Annotated in this window: 23 protein-coding genes and 2 pseudogenes; 15 read left to right on the top strand and 10 right to left on the bottom strand. The window is 72.3% G+C overall.

Features of this window, described 5'->3' with window-relative positions; translation table 11 throughout:
- Positions 1-39: 39 nt before the first annotated feature.
- Positions 40-657: pseudogene (locus H180DRAFT_RS24245) on the top strand (phosphoribosyltransferase); the annotation flags it as partial.
- Between the two features lie 53 nt (positions 658-710).
- On the opposite strand, the gene H180DRAFT_RS24240 reads toward H180DRAFT_RS24245, so the two are convergent.
- The 3 genes from H180DRAFT_RS24240 to H180DRAFT_RS24230 form a co-directional block, all read right to left on the bottom strand.
- A complete protein-coding gene (locus H180DRAFT_RS24240) occupies positions 711-1,340 on the bottom strand; it encodes an MBL fold metallo-hydrolase (RefSeq protein ID WP_074466981.1) in 630 nt (209 codons plus the stop codon).
- 70 nt (positions 1,341-1,410) lie between these two features.
- Positions 1,411-1,869 carry a CBS domain-containing protein gene (locus H180DRAFT_RS24235; protein ID WP_159033602.1) on the bottom strand — a complete coding sequence of 153 codons (459 nt, stop codon included), beginning with the start codon at positions 1,867-1,869 and terminating at the stop codon, positions 1,411-1,413.
- A 43-nt stretch (positions 1,870-1,912) separates the two neighbouring features.
- Positions 1,913-2,128, bottom strand: coding sequence for a hypothetical protein (locus H180DRAFT_RS24230; RefSeq protein WP_055488263.1), 216 nt, complete (start codon positions 2,126-2,128; stop codon positions 1,913-1,915).
- A gap of 614 nt (positions 2,129-2,742) precedes the next feature.
- Here H180DRAFT_RS24230 and H180DRAFT_RS24225 point away from each other — a divergent pair.
- Both H180DRAFT_RS24225 and H180DRAFT_RS24220 read left to right on the top strand, forming a co-directional pair.
- Positions 2,743-2,988: an acyl carrier protein gene (locus H180DRAFT_RS24225; RefSeq protein ID WP_055488262.1), complete on the top strand. Its 246-nt coding sequence runs from the start codon at positions 2,743-2,745 to the stop codon at positions 2,986-2,988.
- Positions 2,989-3,021: 33 nt separating this feature from the next.
- Positions 3,022-3,234, top strand: a complete 213-nt coding sequence (locus H180DRAFT_RS24220) for a DUF1918 domain-containing protein (RefSeq protein WP_079100376.1) — start codon at positions 3,022-3,024, stop codon at positions 3,232-3,234.
- 19 nt (positions 3,235-3,253) lie between these two features.
- Here H180DRAFT_RS24220 and H180DRAFT_RS24215 read toward each other — a convergent pair whose 3' ends face one another.
- Entirely contained in the window at positions 3,254-4,297 is a 1,044-nt protein-coding gene (locus tag H180DRAFT_RS24215) for a cation diffusion facilitator family transporter (protein ID WP_055488260.1), read from the bottom strand.
- 405 nt (positions 4,298-4,702) lie between these two features.
- Positions 4,703-5,077, bottom strand: a complete 375-nt coding sequence (locus tag H180DRAFT_RS24210; RefSeq protein WP_055488259.1) for a DUF3140 domain-containing protein — start codon at positions 5,075-5,077, stop codon at positions 4,703-4,705.
- A 437-nt stretch (positions 5,078-5,514) separates the two neighbouring features.
- Here H180DRAFT_RS24210 and H180DRAFT_RS24205 point away from each other — a divergent pair, with 437 nt between their 5' ends.
- From H180DRAFT_RS24205 to H180DRAFT_RS24190, 6 genes and pseudogenes are all read left to right on the top strand, one after another.
- Positions 5,515-7,392, top strand: a complete 1,878-nt coding sequence (locus H180DRAFT_RS24205; RefSeq protein ID WP_055488258.1) for a LamG domain-containing protein — start codon at positions 5,515-5,517, stop codon at positions 7,390-7,392.
- A gap of 972 nt (positions 7,393-8,364) precedes the next feature.
- Positions 8,365-8,628, top strand: a complete 264-nt coding sequence (locus tag H180DRAFT_RS24200) for a DUF397 domain-containing protein (RefSeq protein WP_055488257.1) — start codon at positions 8,365-8,367, stop codon at positions 8,626-8,628.
- Positions 8,629-8,802: 174 nt separating this feature from the next.
- Positions 8,803-8,958: pseudogene (locus H180DRAFT_RS29360) on the top strand (oxidoreductase); the annotation flags it as partial.
- Positions 8,953-9,075: a hypothetical protein gene (locus H180DRAFT_RS30845; RefSeq protein ID WP_302622458.1), complete on the top strand. Its 123-nt coding sequence runs from the start codon at positions 8,953-8,955 to the stop codon at positions 9,073-9,075. The pseudogene H180DRAFT_RS29360 and the gene H180DRAFT_RS30845, both read left to right, overlap by 6 nt.
- Positions 9,076-9,842: 767 nt before the next feature.
- Complete coding sequence (locus H180DRAFT_RS24195; RefSeq protein WP_055488256.1) at positions 9,843-10,940, top strand: peptidoglycan recognition protein family protein; 1,098 nt, start codon at positions 9,843-9,845, stop codon at positions 10,938-10,940.
- A 207-nt stretch (positions 10,941-11,147) separates the two neighbouring features.
- On the top strand, positions 11,148-11,912 hold the full coding sequence (locus H180DRAFT_RS24190; protein ID WP_055488255.1) for a YqjF family protein: 765 nt from the start codon (positions 11,148-11,150) through the stop codon (positions 11,910-11,912).
- A gap of 40 nt (positions 11,913-11,952) precedes the next feature.
- On the opposite strand, the gene H180DRAFT_RS24185 is transcribed toward H180DRAFT_RS24190, so the two are convergent.
- Positions 11,953-12,981: an HTD2 family dehydratase gene (locus H180DRAFT_RS24185; RefSeq protein WP_254666168.1), complete on the bottom strand. Its 1,029-nt coding sequence runs from the start codon at positions 12,979-12,981 to the stop codon at positions 11,953-11,955.
- Between the two features lie 243 nt (positions 12,982-13,224).
- Here H180DRAFT_RS24185 and H180DRAFT_RS24180 point away from each other — a divergent pair, with 243 nt between their 5' ends.
- Together H180DRAFT_RS24180 and H180DRAFT_RS24175 are read left to right on the top strand one after the other, a co-directional pair.
- Positions 13,225-14,412: a CaiB/BaiF CoA transferase family protein gene (locus H180DRAFT_RS24180; protein ID WP_055488254.1), complete on the top strand. Its 1,188-nt coding sequence runs from the start codon at positions 13,225-13,227 to the stop codon at positions 14,410-14,412.
- 138 nt (positions 14,413-14,550) lie between these two features.
- Entirely contained in the window at positions 14,551-14,826 is a 276-nt protein-coding gene (locus H180DRAFT_RS24175; protein WP_055488253.1) for a hypothetical protein, read from the top strand.
- Between the two features lie 410 nt (positions 14,827-15,236).
- On the opposite strand, the gene H180DRAFT_RS24170 is transcribed toward H180DRAFT_RS24175, so the two are convergent.
- Positions 15,237-16,406: an MGDG synthase family glycosyltransferase gene (locus H180DRAFT_RS24170; protein WP_107097759.1), complete on the bottom strand. Its 1,170-nt coding sequence runs from the start codon at positions 16,404-16,406 to the stop codon at positions 15,237-15,239.
- 197 nt (positions 16,407-16,603) lie between these two features.
- Between H180DRAFT_RS24170 and H180DRAFT_RS24165 the strand changes: the two genes are divergently transcribed.
- Genes H180DRAFT_RS24165 through H180DRAFT_RS24155 form a run of 3 tightly spaced genes read left to right on the top strand, consistent with a single transcriptional unit; the run spans position 16,604 to position 19,045 of the window.
- On the top strand, positions 16,604-17,389 hold the full coding sequence (locus tag H180DRAFT_RS24165) for an SDR family NAD(P)-dependent oxidoreductase (RefSeq protein WP_055488251.1): 786 nt from the start codon (positions 16,604-16,606) through the stop codon (positions 17,387-17,389).
- 19 nt (positions 17,390-17,408) lie between these two features.
- Positions 17,409-18,278: a DMT family transporter gene (locus H180DRAFT_RS24160; RefSeq protein WP_055488371.1), complete on the top strand. Its 870-nt coding sequence runs from the start codon at positions 17,409-17,411 to the stop codon at positions 18,276-18,278.
- 56 nt (positions 18,279-18,334) lie between these two features.
- Positions 18,335-19,045 carry a polysaccharide deacetylase family protein gene (locus tag H180DRAFT_RS24155; protein WP_055488370.1) on the top strand — a complete coding sequence of 237 codons (711 nt, stop codon included), beginning with the start codon at positions 18,335-18,337 and terminating at the stop codon, positions 19,043-19,045.
- Positions 19,046-19,099: 54 nt separating this feature from the next.
- On the opposite strand, the gene hypE is transcribed toward H180DRAFT_RS24155, so the two are convergent.
- Genes hypE through H180DRAFT_RS24140 form a run of 3 tightly spaced genes read right to left on the bottom strand, consistent with a single transcriptional unit; the run spans position 19,100 to position 21,676 of the window.
- The gene (gene hypE, locus H180DRAFT_RS24150; RefSeq protein ID WP_055488250.1) at positions 19,100-20,194 is read right to left on the bottom strand and encodes a hydrogenase expression/formation protein HypE; all 1,095 of its coding nucleotides are present in this window, start codon (positions 20,192-20,194) and stop codon (positions 19,100-19,102) included.
- The gene (gene hypD / locus H180DRAFT_RS24145) at positions 20,187-21,401 is read right to left on the bottom strand and encodes a hydrogenase formation protein HypD (protein ID WP_055488249.1); all 1,215 of its coding nucleotides are present in this window, start codon (positions 21,399-21,401) and stop codon (positions 20,187-20,189) included. The genes hypE and hypD overlap by 8 nt, the downstream gene beginning before the upstream one ends.
- Positions 21,398-21,676, bottom strand: a complete 279-nt coding sequence (locus H180DRAFT_RS24140; protein ID WP_055488248.1) for a HypC/HybG/HupF family hydrogenase formation chaperone — start codon at positions 21,674-21,676, stop codon at positions 21,398-21,400. The genes hypD and H180DRAFT_RS24140 overlap by 4 nt, the downstream gene beginning before the upstream one ends.
- Positions 21,677-21,885: 209 nt before the next feature.
- Between H180DRAFT_RS24140 and H180DRAFT_RS29350 the strand changes: the two genes are divergently transcribed.
- Positions 21,886-22,020: IS110 family transposase (locus tag H180DRAFT_RS29350; RefSeq protein ID WP_139151436.1), on the top strand; the 135-nt coding region annotated here is incomplete at its 3' end.

The following is a 22,020-nucleotide window of genomic DNA, read 5'->3' as shown; positions in this document are numbered from 1 at the left end:
TCGTGGGGTTGCCCATTCCTCCCGGAAGGGAGCCGGATCGTGTTCTTCGAGGACCGTCGTACCGCCGGCCGCCGGCTCGCCGCCCGGCTGGAGCACCTCCGGGGCACCGGCGTGGTGGTACTGGGACTGCCCCGCGGAGGGGTGCCGGTCGCCGCGGAAGTCGCCTCGGCGCTGGACGCACCACTGGATGTGTGCCTGGTGCGGAAACTCGGGCTGCCGTCCCAGCCGGAGTTGGCGATGGGCGCGATCGGCGAGGGCGGCGTGCGCGTGACGAACGACGAGGTGATGCGCACGGCGCGCATCACCCCTGACCAGCTGGACCGTGCCGAGGCCCGGGAACGGAAGATCCTGGAGAGCCGCGCCCGGCAGTACCGGGGCGGGCGGGAGCCGCTGCGGCTGGAGAACCGGACGGTCCTGGTGGTGGACGACGGGGTGGCCACGGGCTCGACGGCACGCGCTGCCTGCCGGATCGCCCGCGCCCGGGGAGCCGCACGGATCGCGCTGGCCGTGCCGGTGGCGCCGTACGACTGGACCACCCGGCTGGGCGACGACGCGGACGAACTCATCAGCCTGCACGCACCGCGCGACTTCTTCGGAGTGGGACAGTTCTACGCCGACTTCGCCCAGACCGAGGACGACGAGGTCGTCGCCTGCCTGGAAGCCGCCCCGGCCGGCCCGATGGCCTCTCAGTCTTCGGGTCACTCACCGGGTCAGTCCCCGGGCCCCTCCCCGGGACGTGGGCGGAGGGTGTAGGTCCGCCCCTCCCGGCCCCACTCACCCACCTCCGGCGTCAGCCCCGCGTCCATCGCACGGATGCAGGGCCGCCCGATGTGGGCGTACACGACTCTCCGTACCCCGTGCCTGACGGCCTCCGCCCCGACCTGGTGCACGCTCGCGTGACCGCCGGCTCCTCCGCGGAAGCGGATCGGGCGGTTCCAGGACGACGCGTCGGCGAACAGCAGGTCCGCGCCCGCGGCCCACTCCGGGAAGTCCTTGAACTCCGGCGCCCACACTGCCAGCAGACCGCCGCATTCGATGCGGTAGCCGTACGCGGAATGCGAGGTGTGCACGACGGGACAGGCCCGCACGGACACCGGCAGCCCGGCGCGCCCGGGGCCGCCCGCTCCCCCGCCGTCCAGGTCGAGGTCTCCCGCGTGGGCGACGAGGCCGTCTCCGGCGGCCATACGGCGCAGCTCTGAACGGAGCTCGGCGTGTTCGTCGGTGACCAGCCACGCTTCAGGACGCACCGGAGGCCCCGCCCCGGGACCTCCGTCGAAGACGACGCGGTGGCCACCGTGGCGCAGGAGCAGACCGGCGGGGGCGAAGCGCGGCGAGTTCATCGCACCGACCCCGAGCAGAGTGAGCCGCAGCGGGCCGGGCGCCACCGCTGCGGCGGATCGCCTGCCGGCGTCAGTCCGTGACCGTCTCATTCCGGCGGACGCGGAGGGGGTCGCGGGCCTCGCGGGCCGCGTCGACCACGTCCGCGAGTTCCACCTGCTGGCTGGTGAGGTAGCAGAACAGGTCGTCGAAGGAGACCATCCCGGCCAGCCTGCCGTTCTCGGTCACGGGAAGGTGGCGGGCGCCGATGGACCGCATGGCGTGCTGAGCCGCCGGAACGGCCGTGCCGACGTCGACGGTCACCGGATCCGAGGACATGACCGTACGCACGTCCGTCTCCGGTGCCAGTCCGCTGGCCATGGCACGTACGACCAGGTCACGGTCGGTGAGCAGGCCGACGACATGGTCGTCCTCGACCACGGGCAGGGCTCCGACCCGCGCGTCGGCCATGTGCCGCGCCGCCTCCGCCAGGGAAGCGCTGGGGGCGACACTGGCCGGCGGCGTGCTCATGGCGTAGCCGATCTGCGTCATGTCTCTGTCCTCCTCGGCTCTGTCCTCCTCGGCACGCGGCATGTCACAGGTTCCGGGCGAGAAGGATCTCGTGCGCCATCCGCGCGCCCCGAGCGGCCTCGTCCACGTGGGAGACGTCCTTGGTGGGGATGCTCTCCAGGCTCGTGGCAAGCGCCCGGACGGCGTCCGCGAGCGTCGAGACCTGCGCCTCCAGCAGGGAGATCCGCTCTTCCTGCTGAGTCTTCGGGGGGCCCGTCCCGTATGGGCGGTACTCGCTCATGTGGACCTCCGTACGCTGCCGGATCGGTGAGCGGTTCACGGCCCGCCGGCAGACGGGCGTGACCTTGCACCGCCCGGGGTTTCCGGTTTCCGCGCTCGTAGCCCCCGGCGCGCGAAAGCAGGGCCGAAGGTCCCGGGGCCGGGCGGCCCCCGGGGGCCACTGCCGTCCCGCTGCGCGACCGCGACGGACCAAGCGGCTGCGCCGGCCCCTGCGCCCGCCAGGCACAGGCGGGCCCGGCACCGGCCCGGCGCCGGGCCCCCGCACCGGTCGGCGCCCTGCGGCCCGTGTCCTGCGGCCCCGCAGAGCTGCGGCCGTGCAGAACGGCGGCCCAACTCCGCGCTGCGGTACAGAAGTCCGCGATCAACGCCAGGTGCAGCCTGCGGCGGACGGCCGTGCCGTGCCCTTGCCGGGCGCGGCCGCCCATGCGGCACTCAGCGCGCGGAGGGCGCTCACGTGACCGATCCTTGAGGCCATGACCGGCAAACCATCCGGAAACGGGCCCGGCCACCCGCACGCCGAACCTCACCCCCCATGACCGTCGCACGTTCTCGGGGGGTCATCCACCCGCCCCAAGTCGCCCCGGTGGGCCGCCTGCCGCAGAATCCGGAGGAGTTGTGGACCACGACGAAGCGCTGGAGAAGGTCAAGGAGTCCATCCTGCGGGTGGTACCGGACGCCGACTTCACCCGGCTCTCGCCCGACGAGCCCCTCCGCGAGACGCTGGACATCGACTCCATGGACTTCCTCGGCATCGTCGAAGTCCTCATCGAACGCACCGGTCTGCGCATCGACGAGGACGACTATCCCCACCTGGCCACTCTGTCCAGCAGCGCCGACTTCCTCGTCACACACGGCGCCTGACGGGCCGCCACCGGCCGATGAGGAGGCATTGCGATGAAGGCGAGCGTCGGTGACCGCCTGATCGTGGAGAGTCCGAGTGCCGGGACACCGCGCCGCGACGGCGAGATCGTCGGTCTCCACCGCGAGGACGGCGAGCCGCCCTACGACGTGCGCTGGTCGGACACCGGACGCGTGTCTCTCGTCTTCCCGGGCCCGGACGCGCACGTCCACCACTTTCCGGAAGACCCCGGACACCCCGGACGGTGACGAGCCCCTGGTGCGGCCGTCACGAATCCGCCTGCGGGCTCAGATCGCGGCGCAGCTGCTGGGCGTGCAGGCGGCCGGAGGCTCCTGCGTCGGTGATGTCGAGGAAGACGTGGTCGACTTCGCTCCAGCGCTCGGCGATCTCGCTCTTGATGCGGACGGCGACCTCCTCGACCTCCTCGCTGTCCGCGCCGGGCACGAGGTCGACCCGTGCCGCCAGCAGCGCCGAGTCCGGGCTGAGGCGCATGGTGAGCAGAGCCGTCACCGCGTCGATCTCCGGCTGACGGTCGAGGAAGGCATGGACCTCCCGCCGGACCCGGTGGCTGACCGCCTCCCCCACGAGCTGTCCGCGGGCGTCCCTGCCGAGGCCGTAGGCGATGTAGACCAGCAGCAGCGCGATGGCCAGGGAGGCGACGCCTTCCCACCTGCCGTCGCCGGTGGCCAGGTGCAGAAAGATCCCGCCCAGGGCGAGCAGGACGCCTGTGACGGCGCCGGCGTCCTCGCCGATGACCGTACGCAGGGCCGGGTCGTCACCGTTGCGCAGCTGCTTCAGGAAGCCTCTGCCCTTCCCCCTGGCCTCGCAGCGGACCTGCCAGAGCGCCCTCGCGAGGGATGTGCCCTCCATCAGGCCCGCGACGACAAGGATGAGGACGGCGACGAGGTAGCCGCCCGACGGACCTCCGCCGGAGCTGCCGAGCGCGTGAATGCCCTGGTAGAAGGAGAAGCAGCCACCCATGACGAAGATGCCCACAGCGGCGAGCAGGGACCAGAAGTAGCGTTCCTTGCCGTAGCCGAAGGGGTGCCTGCTGTCGGGCCGCTTCTTGCTGCGCCGGAGGGCGGCCAGCAGAAAGACCTCGTTGAGGCTGTCGGCCACCGAGTGAGCGGCTTCCGACAGCAGCGCCGAGGAGCCGCTCACGATCCCGCCGGCGACCTTCGCCCCGGCTATGACGAGGTTGGCGCCCATCGCCACGAAGACCGTGCCGCGGGTCTCCCCGTCCCGGCTTCCGGGGGCCTCGTCCGCTGCGTCCGCACTCGCCGTGGAAGCGGCGCCGTCAGGTGTGGCCATCGTCCCGGGGTATCCCTTCGAACAGTCGGGTTGGAGAGAGAACGTTGGCCGGGGTACCCCCGCTCCCGGCGGGGAATCCACCCTCGCGCTCGGAAGGGCACGGCGGCCGCACACCGGACGGGCGGTCACGTCGGACCGTCGTCCCGCGATCCGGTCAACGGGTCCTGAACGGTGTGGTGTTGAGCTTTTCCGTCAGGGACGGGGCGACGGGCGGAGAACCGGCCGACGGGGCCGCACCGCCCAACGCCCCGGCGAAGTCGAGCAGTTGGGCGCGCCGCGCGCCGGCCCGCGGTCCTGTGCGCGCCGGGGGCCGGCACCGGGATCCCGCACCGGGGGCCGCCGCCGGAGATACGGGCCGCCCGCGGGTTCCGCGCTGCTGCGGCCCGCCCGCAACGCACAGGCCGATCACCGCTGCGAACGGGAGGCGCCCTCGTCCGAGGTGAGCGGCTTCAACGGGTCGTGCCCGAGCGTCATCAGACGGTGGCGCCAGTTCGGCTGACCTGCGGTGGGTTCCATGTCGACGCCACGCTCGGAGCTGACGGTGTCGACGACCTTGCGCATGACGCGCAGGTCGTCATCGGTGAGGTCGGCCCGGCGCTTGCCGAGAATGCTCAGCACGTGGCGGCCGTTCCGGGTGCCCGCCTGATCCGGCAGCGCTTCGCTGTCCTCACCGGCGGAGCGCGTCATGAGCCACTCGTCCAGTTCGCAGGACGTCATGTTCACCACCGCATGGAACTCGTTCCACAGGTCCTCCAGCTCCTGCGAGGAGATGCCGGCCATCCTCGTCTCCCTTCTCAGCGATGTCGGCGTACTGGGTAGCCCCGCGGACGGGAATGGAAACAGTCCCGGCGGGGGCCACCGGGCCGGCCAAGGGGCCTGACCACCCGCGCAACCGAGAGGTAACCTGCGGAACCCTTGTCGATCTGTGCCAAATTCAGCGCCTGGAGCCGTACCGTCCGCGGCGGTCGATACCGTAGGCAGGGAGCGTGAGGGCATGCGTATCGCGGTCCGGGCCTGACACCACCCCATGAGGGACGACTGGTTGAATCGCGGAGGACGGCCGGCGCGCCCGGCGGAACGGGCAACCCGCCCGTTCCCGCGACCTCGGGGTGGGTCGTGGGGGCCGACGAGCGTGGACGTCGCTGCTGCCCCACTCGCCGGCCCGCCCGTCGGCTTCCCGCTCCTGACGCCACGCCTTGACCGATGGGGGGTTACGGATGGAACCCGAGTGGCTGTCCGACATCGAACTGGCCGAACTCGTACACGGCGGCGGGGAGCCGGCCGCCGCGGCACTGACCGAACTGAGGCGCCGCCACTTCGGTGCTGTCCGCAAGCTCGCCGCCCTGTGCGTGAGCGACGAAGCCGCAGGGGACCAACTGGCCGAGCGTGCCTGGCAGCTCGCCATGTGGCCGCACGGCACAGGCGGGACCGGGGCGCTGCGCCCCCGTGCATTGGCCTCGGTGCTCCGGGCGGCTGCCGAAACGGCCGGCACGAGTCGAAACGACGTGCTCGACGCGGACTTGGCCGGGTGGCTGGGCATGCCGCTGACCGTTCCGGATCCGGCCTTCGCGGACGGGGGCGGAGTCACGCTGCCCCTCGGCGGATCGACGGTCACCGAGGCGTTCGACGCGCTGCCGGCCAACCTCCAGGCGGCGATGTGGCATCACCTGGTGGAACACGCCGACGACGGCTTCATCGGGCGCCTCCTTGGCTCCGACTCCCCCGATTCCCAGGAGATTTCGGCACTGCTCAGGCGCGCGTACAGGGACTTCTACCACGCCTACGAGCAGATTCACCTCGACGGGATGACGGACGACTGCCGTCGTTTCCACCGGATGGTCATGGCCTATGCGGACCAGAGGGGCGGCAATACGGCGGACGTGGTGCCGCACCTTCAGCAGTGTCACTACTGCTCCCGCGCGGTCGCCGATCTCCGGCGCATGTACACGGACTTCGGCGAACTCCTGGTGGAAGCCCTGCTGCCCTGGGGAGGCAGTGCCTACGCCGCTGCCCGGCAGGCGGAAGCGACCTCCGCGACGGTCGCCGTCCCCGGAGGGGAAGGGGCGGCTCCCGCCCCGGGAGCCGCTGCTGAGGGGACTGTTCCGCCTCCCGGCGACCACCGGGGTGCGCTCGGCAGGGCCACATGGGACATGCTGGGGAGAACGGGACTCGCCGAGCGGAACACCGGCGGGTTCAGGGTCCGGTCCGGACGGCTCACGCTGGCCGTCGGCGCCCTGAGCGTGTGTTCACTCGTGGCAGCGTTCGCCTACGCTCCGGAGCTCGGCTCCCGGCTGCCTGTGAGCAGCGGTGCACCTCCGGCGAAGGAGACCCCCACCGATCCGGAACCGTCGAAGTCGGGCGGGTCCGGCCCGTCGGGTTCGCCCACCGGCTCGCCGTCGTCGCCCGGATCTTCTTCGCAGGCTCCCGGCGGGCAGGACGGACGTACGCCCGGACCGCGGGTGCGGGGCGCGAGCCTGGAGTGGCTCTTCGACGACGTCAAGGGCGACGTGGCCCCGGACAGCACCGGCAACGACCGGGACGGGACGCTCATCGGCGATCCGCAGCCGAAACCCCGCAAGGACGGCGGCGTGGCGTTCTTCGGGAAGCAGTCGGTGGCCACGCAGGACCCCGTGTTCGACACCGACAGCAGCTTCTCGGTCTCGGCCCGCGTGAAACTCCGGAACAAGGACGAATACCAGACCGTCGCCAGCCAGGACGGAACCGAAGTCAGCTCCTTCCAGCTCCAGTTCGACCCGGTGGAAGACCGGTGGGAGATGCGGATGCACCGGGAGGACACACAGACCTCCCGAGCGGATGAGGCGGAGTCCGACGCCGCACCGCGGGCCGGCCGCTGGACCTCCCTCGCCGGCGTCTACGACGCGCCGGAGGGCCTCATCCGTCTGTACGTGGACGGGAAGCTGCAGGAGACCGTCCGCAGGGAGGGGGACCGCAGCTCGGAGGGGGTTTTCGCCGTCGGCCGGGCCAGGCTGGGCGACCAGCTCATACGCGGCTTCGAGGGGACCATCAAGAACGTACGGGCGTTCCCGAAGGCCCTCTCGGACAAGGAGGCAAAGGCGCTCGCAGCCCAGAAGTGAGCCGCCGGGCACGGGAGTTCACCGGCCGAACCCCCGGCCGGGCGCCACGCCACCGGACGGGCGTCCGGACGCGCATCCCCCGGGCCCGCATCCGCCCGCTCCAGCTACGGGGCGGCAGCTGCACTTCGTCCCCGACCGCTGCCGCGTCCGGGCGCCGCCTCCGCGCGGGCGCCCCTTGATCTGCTGCTTCCCCTGCTGCGTGGCCGCGGCGACGGCTCGGCCACGCGACGCCGGAGCGTCCTGCACCGTCGGCCCCGAGGACGGGGCCGGGCCCGTGGGCGGATGCGGACATCCGGAAGCGGGGGTGAACTCGCCCGCGCGGACGGGCCCCAGCGGCAGCCGGGCAGTCCGCGCGGTGAACTCGTAGGCCCCGCACCGCCCCTGAGGCGTGGCGGCGAAAGACGGTTGCGGCCGGCCGCCGGGAGCGGCTCGGAGTGACTGCCGCCGGCTCCGCCGGCCATCCGACGGATGCAGGCCCAACTGGCCTGTCCAGGAGGCGAGACGAGGCGCATCGCAGTCGTACGGACGCGGTTCGCGCGATGACGACGGGCTGCCGCCCCCGGATTGCTTCGCAGGCCGCAGCGAAACGGATCCGGGGGCAGCGCCCTTCGCGGGCCGGTTGGCGCTTGGGCGACATCGCGCTCCCCTGCATTACGACATCGCACCCCCCAAGCCCGGCCCTGCCCCGGCAGGTTGAGGGGCTGAACTCCGGGCACCCGGTGTTCAGCATCACGTTGACACTATGTCCTTGTGGGCTTCAAGCCGCAAGCATCGTTCTGATAATTTCAACGAAGTCGCAAGGAAAACGCTTGTGTTGACGCTCACACAGCTACTTCACGCGGTCCGCCGGATCGACGGGCCGGTGTGTCTGTTCCTCTGGAAGCGCTCACATGTGTCTCGTTGCCGGCCGCACCACTGGTACGTGCTCCGACCGCGCACGTGCCCGATCGACCCGCGTAAGGAGTTCGGACGATGAACCCTGCTGCTGCAACCGGCCCCGCCGACCGCGTCCGCAACGGGATGCCCGCACGTGAACTGGGCACCGAGGGCTGGCACAAGCCCTGGAGCGGGCAGAACGGCGGAGCCTGCGTCGAGGCGAAGAAGCTCCCGGACGGCCGCGTGGCACTTCGCCAGTCCACCGACCCCGAGGGGCCCGTCCTCCTCTACACCCCGGAGGAGATCACGGCATTCATCGAGGGCGCCAAGGCCGGTGAGGCCGACTTCCTCACCGGCTGAGCGGGCAGAGCCGACGAGGGTGACGGCGCTGCAGGACGCGGACAGGAGACTCCCGACGCTGTGGTCAGGTGGCGCCGGTCGGCGGGCGGAGCGCCCTCCCGGCCCGGCGGCTTGTCCTGGAGCGCACTCCGATTCGGACCGTGCGCTCCATGAGCACACACACCTCAGCAGAGGATCGGCTCGGGCTTCGGGGCCGGCACCACCGCGTCCGAAGTCCTGCGCGGCATCACCCCGTCCGGGAAGCTCGCGGTCGTCACCGGCGGCTGCTCGGACCTCGGTCTGGAGACGACGCGAGCTCTGACGGCGGCGGGCGCCGGTGTCGTGGTGCCCGGCTCGGCGTCGGGCGTCCGGGAGTACGCGACGGACCGGAAGGAGGCGTCCCGACTGTGGGCGCTGTCGGCAGAGCTGACAGGCGTCGACGCCTTCGCGGAGAACGCCGGGGCGTGAGCGGCGGGGCCTGAGCGGCGGGCGACGACCCCGGCCGCGTTGCGGCTCCCTGGCTGCGGCGCCCGGGCCGGACGCCGCCCTGGCCGCAGCCGGGCCCGTCCCAGCGCCTGATCAGCCCCTCGCCGGTGCCACCTGGACCGTGCACAGCGGGTCGTCCCGGAAAGGCGCCAGTCGCTCCCGGCTCGCGCCGCATCGGTGATGAGGGTCCAGGGCCGCTCCAGAACCGACCACCAGTGGGAATCGGCGCGTCCCGACTTCCCGGCGGACGACGGCAGGGGACACGGACGGCGCAGCCGGAGCACCCCCACTTCGGCTGACACACCGTCCGCTCACGGCGGCGGACCGCACGGCCACGGCCCGTCTCATGAAGGGGGCGTCAGGGCCTTCCATTTGAGGAGGGAGCGAGCCCGGACCACCTCGCCTCATCACCCGGGCCGTGTACGACGTCTGCAGGAGCGTCAGCTGACGGCACGCCAGCCGGCCGTCTCCAGCGGGCCGACCAGAGGAGGCGGAGCCCGGTTCGCTCTGTTACAGGTGATTCGTGGCCCGCGTTTCTTTCAGAACTCCGATAAAGCCGCAACGCATTGCCCCCACAGGGTTGTCGCGTTCATGTCGGACTGCCTTTACTGGCGAAGCGCGGAATCCGATTTCGGCCCGTGGGGGAAGGAGCGCTCTGCCCGCTTCCCCACGGGTCTCCCCCACGCATCGGTGACCCGAACTCCGAGCGCGGGAGTCCCCGTTCCTTCCCACTCCCGAAGGAGACCGAGATGGCAGCACTGCCAGGCTTCGACCGACGTGCCCTGCTGCGCGGCGGAGCAGCGGCCACGGCCGCCGGCGCGATCGGCCTGACCACCACCGGGACCGCCCACGCCGCCGCATCGCCCGGCCGCACGAGAACCTCGCACGCCCGGATCGCCGAGCCGCGCATCTACAGCACCGAGGAGTGGGGCGCACGGCCCGCCTCCGGTGAGATCGTCGTGGAGGACCACAAGCCGACCTTCATCGTCGTCCACCACACCGCGGAGCCCGGCAACAGCGAGGACTACTCGCTGGAGCACGCGATGAAGATCTGCCGGGACATCCAGAACCACCACATGGACGGCAACGGCTGGTCCGACAGCGGCCAGCAGTTCACCAACTCCCGCGGCGGGTTCCGCCTCGAGGGCCGCCACAAGAGCCTGTCCGTCGTGCGCGGCGGCACCCAGCACGTGCAGGGCGCCAACGTCGGGGGCCACAACAGCGAGGTCATCGGGATCGAGAACGAAGGTCTCTACACGGACGTGGACGTCCCCGCCGCCCTGTGGAGCTCCCTGGTGCAGCTCGTGGCGTGGATCGCGTCCCAGTACGGCACCGACCTGGCCAACATCAAGGGCCACCGGGACTTCAACTCCACCGAGTGCCCCGGTGACGTCCTCTACGGCCGCCTCCAGGAGCTGCGCGACGCGGTCGGCGGCGTCCTCGGCGTCTCCAGCCCCTCCTCCGACGACGTGCTTGCCTGGCCGCTCCTGAAGCCCGGAGCCGTCGGCGCGGACGTCCGGGCGGCCCAGCATCTGCTGCGCGGCGTGGGGTTCAAGGTGCCCACGGACGGCGTCTTCGGTACGGAAACCCGGCGTGCCGTGGCCGAACTGGCCGCCCGGAACGGAGTCGAGCGCCACACATGCTCGGCCGCGTACCACTGCAGGACCGACGAGACCGGCTACCTGGGGTCCGACATCTGGCCGCTGCTCACTTCCTCGTCCCGCACCACAGGCGGTGAGGAGACCGAGGACGCGATCGCCACGCTCCAGCGCAGCCGCAGGCGCCGCGCCAAGCTTTCGTCCGGCGGGAAGCTCACACAGTCCGACTGGAAGCGGCTGCTGTCCTGACGCGGCAGCACCTGACGCGGGGGACGCCGCCGGGTCGCGCTCCCCGGCCGTGTCCCCCTCGCCGCTTCCACTCCCCCAGGCTGCTCCCTCTCTCTCCCGTGCTGCTTCCTCCGCCCTCTTCCGCCGCCCTCTTCCCCCCTCTCTCGACCGGCAGCGGGCTCCAGCGCCGGCGCGCCGCCGGTGACGGTGGTCTGCGATGCTGAAGTCGTGCCGCACACAGCCGGGGACCCACAGCCCGTCACGCCCGAGCCGCCGGGCTCCACTTCGCGGCCGCTGCTCACTCAGTCCTGGCTCGACCTGGCGTTCGTGCACTGGGCGGCGGACCCCGCGGACGTGGCGCCGCTGCTCCCGCCCGGCACCTTCCCCGACGTGCTGCACGGCAGGACCTACGTCGGTCTCGTCGCCTTCCGCATGCACCGGGTGGGCTGGCTCCGGCTGCCGGGCGTCCCCTACCTGGGCAGCTTCCCCGAGACGAACGTGCGCCTGTACTCGGTGGACGGGCACGGGCGGCGCGGCGTGGTCTTCCGCTCCCTCGACGCCTCGCGTCTGATCCCCGTGGCGGTAGCCCTCACCGCGTTCCGCATGCCCTACAGGTGGGCGCGCATGTCGGTACGGCGGGATGGCAGGAACATCACCTACGCCAGCAGGCGCCGCTGGCCCGGCCCCCGGGGCGCGCACTGCCGGATGACCGTACGGACCGGCGAGCCGGTCGAGGAGCCCACCGAACTCGAACACTTTCTGACGGCCCGCTGGGGCATGCACAACACGTTCTTCAACCGGGCGGTGTACCTGCCCAACATCCATCCGCGCTGGCCGCTGCACCGTGCCGAACTGACCGAATGCGACGAGGACTTGATCACGACGGCGGGCCTGCCCCAGCCTGCCGGGGACCCGTTGAGCGTGCTGTACTCGCCGGGCGTGCCCGTGCGGTTCTCACGCCCCGCGCGACCGGCCGGCGTGCCCACACCCTGAAGGCAGGCACCGGCCCTCGTGCCCGCGGGTGCCGCCCCCGTCACGCGAGGGTCACCTCAGCGGTGGCGTGTGCGGCCTCGCGGCAACTGGCCACCCACAGACGCACTTTGCCACTGCCACTGCCACCGGCGTCGGCGTCGGCCCGGTCCTCCCGGGCCGCCCCTTCCGTCCCGGGCTCCCCGCACGTCAACAGCCGTTCACCGCAGAAGACCGGCTTGCGCAGCCTGTACGACAGTGCACGCACCGCACGGTCCGGGGCCTCGCGCCGCACGAGCTCCAGCATCGACAGCGCCAGCAGCGGCCCGTGCACGACGAGCCCCGGGTACCCCTCGGTGTCCGTGGTGTACGGGGCGTCGTAGTGGATGCGGTGGGCGTTGGCCGTGAGGGCGCTGAAACGGAACAGCAGCGCGGGGTCGGTGTTCCACGGCACCTGCCAGGACGCCCCGGCCCCCGGAGCCGTCACCGTGTCAGGGACGAGGCCCTCCGGGACGGGCGCTCCGCCGCCGCTGCGGTACACGAAGTCCTGCTCCTCCGTCAGGCACAGCGCGCCCTGCTGCCGGTACTCGCCGCGCACCGTCACGAACAACAGCGCCCCGCTGCGGCCCTCCTTGACCTCGACTCCGCTGACGGAGCTGGTCACTTCGGCCGGGCTTCCCAGCGTCAGCGGTGCGTGCACCTCGAGCCGTCCGCCGGCGAACATCCTCCGCCGCTTCGTCAGCGGCGGCAGGAAGCGCCCGTCGCGAGGGTGTCCGTCCATGCCGAGTTCGTCCCGGCGCGGCCAGTGCAGGAAGTGCAGCCACTGCCACAGCGGGGGAAGCGGCTGCCCGGCCACGGGGGCAGCCTCCGGCAGCCCGAGCACCGCCGACAGTGCCGCCGAAGGTCCCGGGTCGAGGGCGTCGGTGCTGTGTTCGGGGCCGGGCCGCCACCTTTGTGCGATGTCCCGGAGGACGTCCGCGCCGCCGCGGCCACCGGAACCGCCGGACACGGCCCCGGACGCGGCCCCGGCCCCGGGCTGGGGCTCTGACTCGGATCCGGGCTGGTGCTCGGGCACGGGCCGGGACTCGGACACGGCATCTCCTCGCTCTCCCGCTTCCGCACGGGGGCCGCGTGCGGCGGCTCCGGTACGCACGAAGCAGGGGAATTGTGTGGAGCGCGCAGGCCCGGGGTCAAGCAGGCCCGGGGTCAGGAAAACCTGAAGTTCCTGCACTTCACGACCGCATTGACAGCGCAAATGAACTGGCCGTACAAATCGAGCGGCACCGACGGAGCTTGCGGCAGCCCGACGGAGCGAACGGAGACGAACGGAGAGCCCATGAGCAGCGTACGGCCGCTGGACGGCATCACCGTCGTCAGCCTCGAACAGGCCGTGGCGGCACCGTTCGCGACCCGTCAGCTCGCTGATCTCGGCGCCCGCGTCATCAAGATCGAGCGTCCCGGCGGCGGTGACTTCGCCCGCCGCTACGACACGGCGGTGCACGGGCACTCCAGCTATTTCGTCTGGCTCAACCGCTCCAAGGAGTCCCTGAGCCTGGACGTGAAGGACGAGCGCGGACGCGCCGTGCTGGACCAACTCCTCGCAGACGCCGATGTGTTCGTCAGCAATCTCGCTCCCGGGGCCGCCGCGAGACTGGGCCTCTCTCCCGAGGAGCTCACTGCCGCACACCCGCGACTGATCCCCTGCACCGTCTCCGGATACGGAACGAGCGGCCCATGGGCGGACCGCAAGGCCTACGACCTTCTCGTGCAGTGCCAAACCGGCCTCGTCTCCCTGACGGGCACCAGCGGTGAGCCCGCGAGGGCGGGGGTGTCCGTCGCGGACATCGCTGCCGGCATGTACGCCTACAGCGGGGTCCTGACGGCCCTGTTCACCCGCGCGACCACCGGCGTCGTCCGGCCCGTCGAGGTGTCCCTCTTCGAGGCGCTGGCCGAGTGGCTCGGCCAGCCCGCCTACTACACCGCGCACACGGGAACACAGCCGCCGCGTCTGGGCACGCAGCACCCCACCATCGCCCCGTACGGCGCCTACACGGCGGCCGACGGCAAGGAGGTGCTCTTCTCCATCCAGAACGAACGCGAATGGGCCGCTCTGTGCACGGAGTTCCTCGAGGACCCGGCGCTGACCGAGGACCCGCGCTTCGCCACCTCCTCCGACCGTGTGGAGCACAGGGAGGAGCTCAACGCCCTCGTCGCCGCCCGTTTCGCCCGCTCCGGGGCCGAGGAGATCATCGCCGCTCTCGACCGGATCGGCGTCGCATGCGCGGGCGTCAACTCCGTCGCCGAGTTCCTGGCACACCCGGTCCTCACCGGCCGCGACCGCTGGCGCGAAGTGGGCGTCCCCGGGGCATCGGTGCGTGCCCTGCTGCCGCCGGTCGACCTCGCCGGAACGAGCGCCCGCATGGACCCCGTCCCGGCGCCCGGTGAGCACACGGCGGACATCCTCGGCGAGCTCGGCCACTCCGCGGACTCCGTCGAGGCGCTGCGGGCCGACGGCGTCGTCTGACGCGGACGGGGCAGTACCGCCCTGCCCGCCCGTAGACGTGCCCGCCCCGGCCGGGAGCGGCCACGGCCTCGCCCCGGCCGGCCCCCGGCTCGCCCTCGCGGGAGGCGCCCGGCGGCACGCGGACTTATCGTCGGTGACATGCGTCCTGGTGAAGCCAGTTACGACATCCTTCTGCAGCCGCAGACGGCCGACATCGAAGGCCACCCGGAGCACGGCCCCGTGCTCCGGGTGATCACGGTACGGGCGACGGGCGCGCAGGGTGAGAGCGGCTATCCGCGTTACGCGGGTGAAGGCGTCGAGGCGGACGTCGACCCCCGGACCCGTACCGTCGAAGCGATCACCCTCGACGGCGAGGAACTGCCGTACGGGTGGGTCGCGTTGATCGCCGACCAGGACGGCGCCGGGACGGGCTGACTGCCCGGCCGACGGCCGAGCTCCCCGTGGGACTCGCCGCCGGCGACACGGCCGAGCGGGCCACGCGTGCCGCGCCGTTCCGCACCGTTCCGCACCCGTCCCGGTGCGATGGTCCGACGGCCGGCACCCGCAGCTGCTCGGCCGGTCTGACGGCCGGTCCCGGGCCTCGTCGAGAGCGGCAGTCAGGCTCGCGGTCAGCGGGGGCGCGCTGCCCCGCCGTCGGGCGGGGCCGGGGCTGTTCCGGCCCGCCGCCGGTGCGGCGCCATGGGTCCGACCGGGGCCCGTCCTGCAACGGCGCCCCTCCGGCCGAAGTCCTGACCAGGGCGGGCCGGGCGGGGCCGGGCCCCCGGGCCCCAAGCCGTCGGCCCGTCAGGCCGTCGGTCCGTCGGTCCGTCAAGGCCTTCGGCCCGTCAGGCCGCCCGCACTCCCGCCACGGTGAGATCGGTGATCCGCTGCGCTGCGTCCGCACGGAAGAGGTCGCGGCCACGGCGTATGCGCTGCTCGCGCACCGGGCCCGGCCGCACGACCCGCTCCAGCGCGGCGGCCAACTCCTCCCGGCCGGCGGCGAGTTCGGTCAGTCCCGCGTCCGCCATCTCCCGTATGCCTTCTGCGCCGTGGCCCGGCAGCGGCCGGTATCCGATCAGCGGAAGCCCGGCGGCAAGGGCCTGGGCGGCGGTCTGCCCCGCCGCGTTGTCGACGAGCGCGTGCGCGGAGGCCATCAGTCCGGCCATGTCCTCGACCCAGCCCAGTGCGAGCGTCCCGGGCAGCCACGCGGCACGCCGGTGCAGCTTCTCGTCGGCGCCGCACAGCAGTACGGGGCAGAAACCGGCGGCCTCCAGTTCCCCTGCGGTGTCCGTCAGCGCGGACCCGACACCCCACGCTCCCGCGGAGAGCAGGACGACCGGCCTGCCCGGAGCGAACCGTTCGAACTCCCCCCGCCAGTACGCGGAACCCGCGCCCGTCTCCCCGCTCTCCCCCGTCTCCCCCCTCTCCCCGCCGGTGCCCCCTGCCGCGAAGCGGGCCGGCACGACAGGCCCCGTCGCCTCCGCCCGGCTTCCCGTGACGGCGGCGGCGGTGCGTGCGGCGGCTCCGGTGACGCACAGATACACGTCGTTGCCCGGATGGAGCCATCCGCGGTGCACGGCGAAGTCGACGACCGTCACCACGCTCGGTATGCGCAGCGTTCCGCGCCGGCGCAGACGTCCCGTCACCTGGGCCGACAGATGGAAGGTGGAGACCACCGCGTCGGGCTGCCAGCTCTCGACGGCATTCATCAGCGGCCGCTCGGCGAGCGCCGCCAGCGGTGCGCTGCCCGGCCTCGGCACTGCGGCGGCGCCCCGCCCGGCCGGACGGGGCGCGAGGAACGCTGCGTAGATCCACGCGTAGAGCTGCGGAACGTGCCGGACCGATCCCCGGTAGCCCGAGCGGAGCGCCGTCCCTACCCCCGACGGGAGCAGTGTCAGCACATCCATGATCCGGGCCGAGTGACCACGGGCGCTCAGCCGGTCGGCGAGTTCGCCCGCGACCGCGTCGTGGCCCGCGCCCATGCTGGCGCTCAGCAGCAGAAACCGTTGCCGCACAGTGCTCCCCCACATCCGGTGATCGGTGACGGACGCCCGGCCCGTCGCCCGTACGGACTGCTTGGGTGCCGCGGTACGGCCGCGCCGAACCGGGCCCGATCGGGTGATTCGCGCTGCTGTGCGATCGAATCCCCGCAGGCGGCTGCGGCGTACAGCCAGCATTCTGGGAGTCCTGCTCCTGATCACGGGAGGGTGTCATGTTCGAGGGTTCCGGGAGGCTCGTGGTGCGCGGCACTCAACGGCCGGTGGCGCTCATCACCGGTGCCTCGTCGGGCATCGGCACGGCGGTCGCCGAGACGCTCGCTGCGGAAGGGAGCTGGCGCCTGCTGCTGAACGGGCGTGACGAGGAGCGGCTGAGCGACGTGGCGGTACGGACCCGGGGCACCGCTCTGCCCGCCGACGTCACCGATCCGCAGTCGCGCGCCGCCCTGGCCCGCGAGGCGGTGGCACACGGCGGGCGGGTCGACGCGCTGGTCGCTGCGGCGGGCATCGGCTGGGCAGGGCCGTTCACCGCTCAGCCCGAGGAATCGATCGACCGGCTGCTGTCGGTCAACCTGTCCGCCGTCATGCACCTGGTACGGCTGCTGCTGCCGGGCATGGTCGCCCGGCGCAGGGGCCGCATCGTGCTCATCGGTTCCATGGCGGGCACCGTGGGCGTGCGGAACGAGGCCGTGTACGCGGCGACGAAAGGCGGCCTGATCGCGTTCGCCGACAGCCTGCGCTACGAGCTGGCCGCCACCGGTGTACGCGTCTCGATGGTGCTGCCGGGGGCGGTGGACACTCCCTTCTTCGGGCGCCGCGGCGCCCCGTACCACCGGACGCGGCCGCGTCCGGTGCCGCCCGCGCAGGTGGCGTACGCCGTGCGCAGAGCCCTGGTCCACGGAAGGCCCGACGCGTACGTGCCCGGGTGGCTCGGCATGCCCGCCCGGCTGCACGGCGCCGCGCCCGGCGTCTTCCGGTCCCTCGCACAGCGCTTCGGCTAGGAGTCGGAACAACGTGTGGCTGACGGTGGTAAGTGTCGTCCTCGCGCTGCTGGCCGCCCTGGCCAACGCCGCGGCGTCCGTGCTGCAGCGGCGGGCGGCGGCGACGGAACGGATCGCCTCCAGCGGCAGGCGCTTCTCCTGGCTCACCCATCTCCTTCACCGGCCGGTGTGGATGTGGGGCACGGCGATGCTCGTCTTCTCCGGGATCTTCCAGGCGGGAGCCCTGGCCGCGGGCCCGCTGGCGGTGGTGCAGCCGGTCATGGCCACCGAACTGCTCTTCACGCTGGTCGTGGGCAGCGTCTTCTTCCACCGTCGCCCGGACACCCGCGCATGGTGGGCTTTCCTGTCGATGGTGACGGGGCTCGGGGTCTTCCTCGTACTCATCGACCCCTCGGCGGGGACGACGCGGGTGCCCGTCGGGCGATGGGTGGTGGTCGGAGCGGTGCTGCTGGCCCTCGTACTGCTGCTGATCCTGCTGGCCGCGCGGCTGCCGTCCTCGCCCCGGGCGACGGTTCTCGGTACGGCGACGGCTTTCGGTTTCTCCAGCACGGCGGCACTGATGAAGGACGCGGTCGCCCGGCTCTCGGACGGGCTCGTGGCCCTGCTGACGGCGTGGCAGACCTACGGCGTCGCCGTGATCGGGCTGGCGAGCTTCCTGCTCCTTCAGATGACCCTGCGCGCGGGGACGCTGGTGGCCTCGCAGCCCGCGCTCACTCTGGGCGACTCAATGATGAGCCTCGTGCTGGGCGCGGTGCTCTTCGAGGAGAAGCTGCGGCTCGGGGTGCTCGTCTTCCCGGAGCTGGGGGCTCTGGCGCTGGTCGGCCTGGGCAGCTTCCAGCTGGCGAGAACCCCTGAGGTCTCGGGCGATCACGAGGGACAGATCTGGTGAGCGCGGCAGCGCCGGGCCGCGGCCACCCGACCGCCCGAGCCGCCCGCGAAGCGGCCCTGTGGACGGGCGCGGCCGCCCTGGCCCTGGCGGGCTGGCACCTGGGGCCCGCCGCGAGCTGGCTGCCCGGGGTCCGCAGAGCGGTCAGCCCGGGCCTGGACGGCCGCGGCGACCCCGGCCACGTGGCGCTCACCTTCGACGACGGTCCGGACCCGCTCAGCACCCCGTACTTCCTGGAGGAGCTGCGGCGGCTCTCGGCCCGGGCCACCTTCTTCGTCCTCGGCAGCCGACTCGAGCGGTATCCGCAGCTGGGACGGCGCATCGTGGCGGAGGGCCACGAGCTGGCCGTGCACGGCTGGCGTCACGAGAGGTTCTGGCATCCAAGGCCTCGCGGCGACGCACGCGACCTGGCGCGCGCCGCGGACTCGGTGCACCGCGCGTCCGGTTCGCGGCCGCTGTGGTACCGCCCGCCCTACGGCGTCCTCACCGCGACGCGGCTGGCCGCGGCGCGGCGGGCCGGGCTGCGCCCGGTGCTGTGGACGGCGTGGGGCCGCGACTGGACGGCGATGTCGGACGCGGACAGCGTCCTCGCGGAGCTGGCGAAGCGGATGAGCGGCGGGGCGACGGTACTGCTGCACGACTCCGACCACGCGTGCGCCCCGGGGGCCTGGCACTCGGCGCTGGACGCGCTGCCGCACCTGGTGATGCGGTGCCGGGCCGAGGGGCTGACGGTGGGTCCGCTGGCCGAACACGACCTGCGGACCACATGACGTCCGCTCCCCCGGCCATCCGCCGGTCCGAGCGCCGCGCCTGCGGGCGCCGTGTCAGCAGATGCGCGGCAGCTGCTCGCCCACCGGCAGGTCCACGACGCGTGTGCCGCCAAGCCCGGTGCGGGCGACGACCATCCCGGGATGCGTCTCGACGCACTCGCCGATGACCGCCGCTTCCGCGCCCAGCGGGTGCTCCCGCATGGCCGCCAGCACCGCCTCCGCGTGCTCGCGGGGGACGAAGGCGACGAGCTTGCCCTCGTTCGCCACGTACATCGGGTCCAGGCCCAGCACGGCGCACGCGTTGGCCACCGGCGGGGGCACCGGCACCGCCTTCTCCCGCAGGACCACGCCGACCGTCGCCGCCACGGCGATCTCGTTGAGCGCCGCGGCAAGGCCGCCGCGCGTCGGGTCGCGCAGCACGTGCAGATCGGGCGTGACGGCGAGCATCGCTTCGACGAGGCCGCCGAGCGCGGCGCAGTCACTCTCGACCTCGACACCGAACTCCAGGCCGTCGCGCACGCTCATCACGGCGACTCCGTGCACGCCGATCGCGCCGCTGACGATGACGACGTCACCCGGCACGGCGCGCTGCGGGCGGATGTCCACGCCTTCGGGGATGAGCCCGATGCCCGCGGTGTTGAGGTAGACGCCGTCGCCGCGCCCGGCCTCGACGACCTTCGTGTCGCCGGTGGCGACCTCGACGCCTGCGGCGCGGGCCGCGGCCCCCAGGGCCTCGGCGACCCGCGAGACGAGCGGCACCTCGACCCCCTCCTCCAGGATGAAACCGCAGGAGAGATAGGCCGCCCGTGCGCCGCTCATCGCCAGGTCGTTGACGGTTCCGTTGACGGCGAGGTCACCGATGCTGCCGCCCGGGAAGAACAGCGGCCGTACGACGAAGGAGTCGGTGGAGAAGGCCAGCCGCGTTCCTCCCAGCGTCACGGCCGCCGAGTCGGCGAGCCCGGCGAGCAGTTCACCGCCGAAGGCGGGCGCGAAGATGTGCTGGACGAGTTCGGAGGAGAGGGTTCCGCCGCCGCCGTGGCCCATGACCACGCGGGGCTGGTCCCGCAGCGGAGCGGGGCACGTCCAGCCGGAGAAGTCCGGTGCGGCGGTCGATGTGTTCGGCTCGGCGAGGCCGGTGGTCTCAGACAACGGGGTTTCCCTCCAGCGGTGCGGACGCGGGTGCGGTGCTCGTGCCGTCCGGGGTGCGGGGGGCGTTGACGGCAGCCGGGGCGGCCGTCAACGCGGGCTGTTCCGCGCCGCTGCCCGAACTCTCCAGCCGGCGGTAGAGGTAGTACGCAGCGCAGGCGCCCTCGCTGGAGACCATCGTCGCCCCGAGCGGGGTGCGCGGCGTGCAGGTCGTCCCGAACGCCTCGCACTCGTGCGGCTTGAGCAGCCCCTGCAGCACCTCGCCGCTGCGGCACTCCTCTGGTTCGCGGGTGTCGATGTCCGTCACCGCGAAGCGGTACTCGGCGTCGAACTCCCGGTGGCGGGCGGCCAGTCGCCATCCGCTGCCGGGGATGACGCCGATGCCCCGCCAGGACCGGTCGGTGACCTCGAAGATGTCGTCGAGCATCGCCTTCGCGGCCGGGTTGCCCGCGGGCGGCACCACGCGCGCGTAGGCGTTGTCGACGGTGTGCTCGCCCCGCTCAAGCTGCCGCACCGCCCGGCGCACGCCCTCGAGCACGTCGAGCGGTTCGAAGCCCGTCACGACGATCGGCACCCCGAACCGCTCGGCAAGCTGCGGGTATTCACCGGTGCCCATCACGCTGCACACGTGCCCGGCGGCGAGGAACCCCTGCACCCGGCACGACTCCGACTGCATGATCGCCTCGATCGCCGGCGGCACGCGGACGTGCGAGACGAGCATGCTGAAGTTGCGGATGCCCAGCTTGCGCGCCTGGTGGATCGTCATGGCGTTGGGCGGCGCCGTCGTCTCGAAGCCGATTCCGAAGAAGACGACTTCCCGCTCGGGGTTCTCCTGCGCGATGCGCAGGGCGTCGAGCGGCGAGTAGACGACACGGACGTCTCCGCCCTCGCTGCGTACCCGGAAGAGGTCACGCCCTGTTCCGGGCACGCGCAGCATGTCGCCGTAGCTGCAGAAGATCACCTCGGGCCTGGAGGCGATCGCCAGGGCCTTGTCGATGACTTCGAGCGGCGTGACGCACACCGGGCAGCCCGGTCCGTGGATCAACTCCACCTCGTCGGGCAGCAGCTGGTCGATGCCGTGCCGGATGATGGAGTGCGTCTGGCCGCCGCAGACCTCCATGAGCGCCCAGGGCCGGGTGACGGTGGCGTGGATGTCCTCCACCAGTCTGCGGGCGAGTTCCGGGTTCTGGAATTCGTCGATGTACTTCACTTCGCCGCCTCCTGAGCAGCCAGCTCCCAGGGGTCGCCGAACTCCTCCTCCAGCAACCCGAGTTCCTCGAACAGTGCGAGCGTCTGCCGCGCCGACTCCTCGTCCAGCCGCTGCAGCGCGAAGCCGACGTGGACGATGGCGTACTCGCCGGCTTGCAGGTCCGGCAGGTATTCGCAGCACACTTCCTTCGCCACACCGCCGAAATCGACCGTGGCCATGCGGGTGCCGTCCCGCTCCTTGATCTCCAGCACCTTGCCGGGTACTGCCAGGCACATGGGTCTTCCCTAAGAATGTCGGCCGGTCCGGGAGGACCGGGTGTGGCTGATGGGTTGTTGCCGCTGATGGCTCCAGGAGAATGGCCGCCCGGTCCTCCGGGACGCTCCGACCACTGATTGAGAACTGCGGTCATCGCTGGTTAGGGACCTGTCGGCGGAGTGCTCCTCGGGCCGTGAAACGGTGATCACGGAGGAACGGAGTGACGGGCTTGAACACGTCTCACCCGCGTATATGGGTCGGCATCGATGCGGGCAAAGGGCATCACTGGGCGGTGGCTGTTGATGCCAACGGTGAGCCGCTGTTCTCGACGAAAGTGATCAACGACGAGGCCCAGATCCTCACC

Origin of the sequence: Streptomyces sp. WMMB 322 (assembly GCF_900090145.1) — a bacterium.
GTDB lineage: Bacteria > Actinomycetota > Actinomycetes > Streptomycetales > Streptomycetaceae > Streptomyces.
Note: the sequence above shows the minus strand (reverse complement) of the source record. Positions and strands in the feature narration are given on the sequence as shown.

Excerpts from the sequence above, each read along its gene's own strand:
- H180DRAFT_RS24180 (WP_055488254.1), top strand. The coding sequence starts at position 13,225 with ATGAGCAGCGTACGGCCGCTGGACGGCATCACCGTCGTCAGCCTCGAA.
- H180DRAFT_RS24220 (WP_079100376.1), top strand. The coding sequence starts at position 3,022 with ATGAAGGCGAGCGTCGGTGACCGCCTGATCGTGGAGAGTCCGAGTGCC.
- H180DRAFT_RS24195 (WP_055488256.1), top strand. The coding sequence starts at position 9,843 with ATGGCAGCACTGCCAGGCTTCGACCGACGTGCCCTGCTGCGCGGCGGA.
- H180DRAFT_RS24230 (WP_055488263.1), bottom strand. The coding sequence starts at position 2,128 with ATGAGCGAGTACCGCCCATACGGGACGGGCCCCCCGAAGACTCAGCAG.
- H180DRAFT_RS24210 (WP_055488259.1), bottom strand. The coding sequence starts at position 5,077 with ATGGCCGGCATCTCCTCGCAGGAGCTGGAGGACCTGTGGAACGAGTTC.
- H180DRAFT_RS24140 (WP_055488248.1), bottom strand. The coding sequence starts at position 21,676 with ATGTGCCTGGCAGTACCCGGCAAGGTGCTGGAGATCAAGGAGCGGGAC.
- H180DRAFT_RS24235 (WP_159033602.1), bottom strand. The coding sequence starts at position 1,869 with ATGACGCAGATCGGCTACGCCATGAGCACGCCGCCGGCCAGTGTCGCC.
- H180DRAFT_RS24175 (WP_055488253.1), top strand. The coding sequence starts at position 14,551 with ATGCGTCCTGGTGAAGCCAGTTACGACATCCTTCTGCAGCCGCAGACG.
- H180DRAFT_RS24200 (WP_055488257.1), top strand. The coding sequence starts at position 8,365 with ATGAACCCTGCTGCTGCAACCGGCCCCGCCGACCGCGTCCGCAACGGG.
- H180DRAFT_RS24215 (WP_055488260.1), bottom strand. The coding sequence starts at position 4,297 with ATGGCCACACCTGACGGCGCCGCTTCCACGGCGAGTGCGGACGCAGCG.
- H180DRAFT_RS24165 (WP_055488251.1), top strand. The coding sequence starts at position 16,604 with ATGTTCGAGGGTTCCGGGAGGCTCGTGGTGCGCGGCACTCAACGGCCG.
- H180DRAFT_RS24205 (WP_055488258.1), top strand. The coding sequence starts at position 5,515 with ATGGAACCCGAGTGGCTGTCCGACATCGAACTGGCCGAACTCGTACAC.
- H180DRAFT_RS24240 (WP_074466981.1), bottom strand. The coding sequence starts at position 1,340 with ATGAACTCGCCGCGCTTCGCCCCCGCCGGTCTGCTCCTGCGCCACGGT.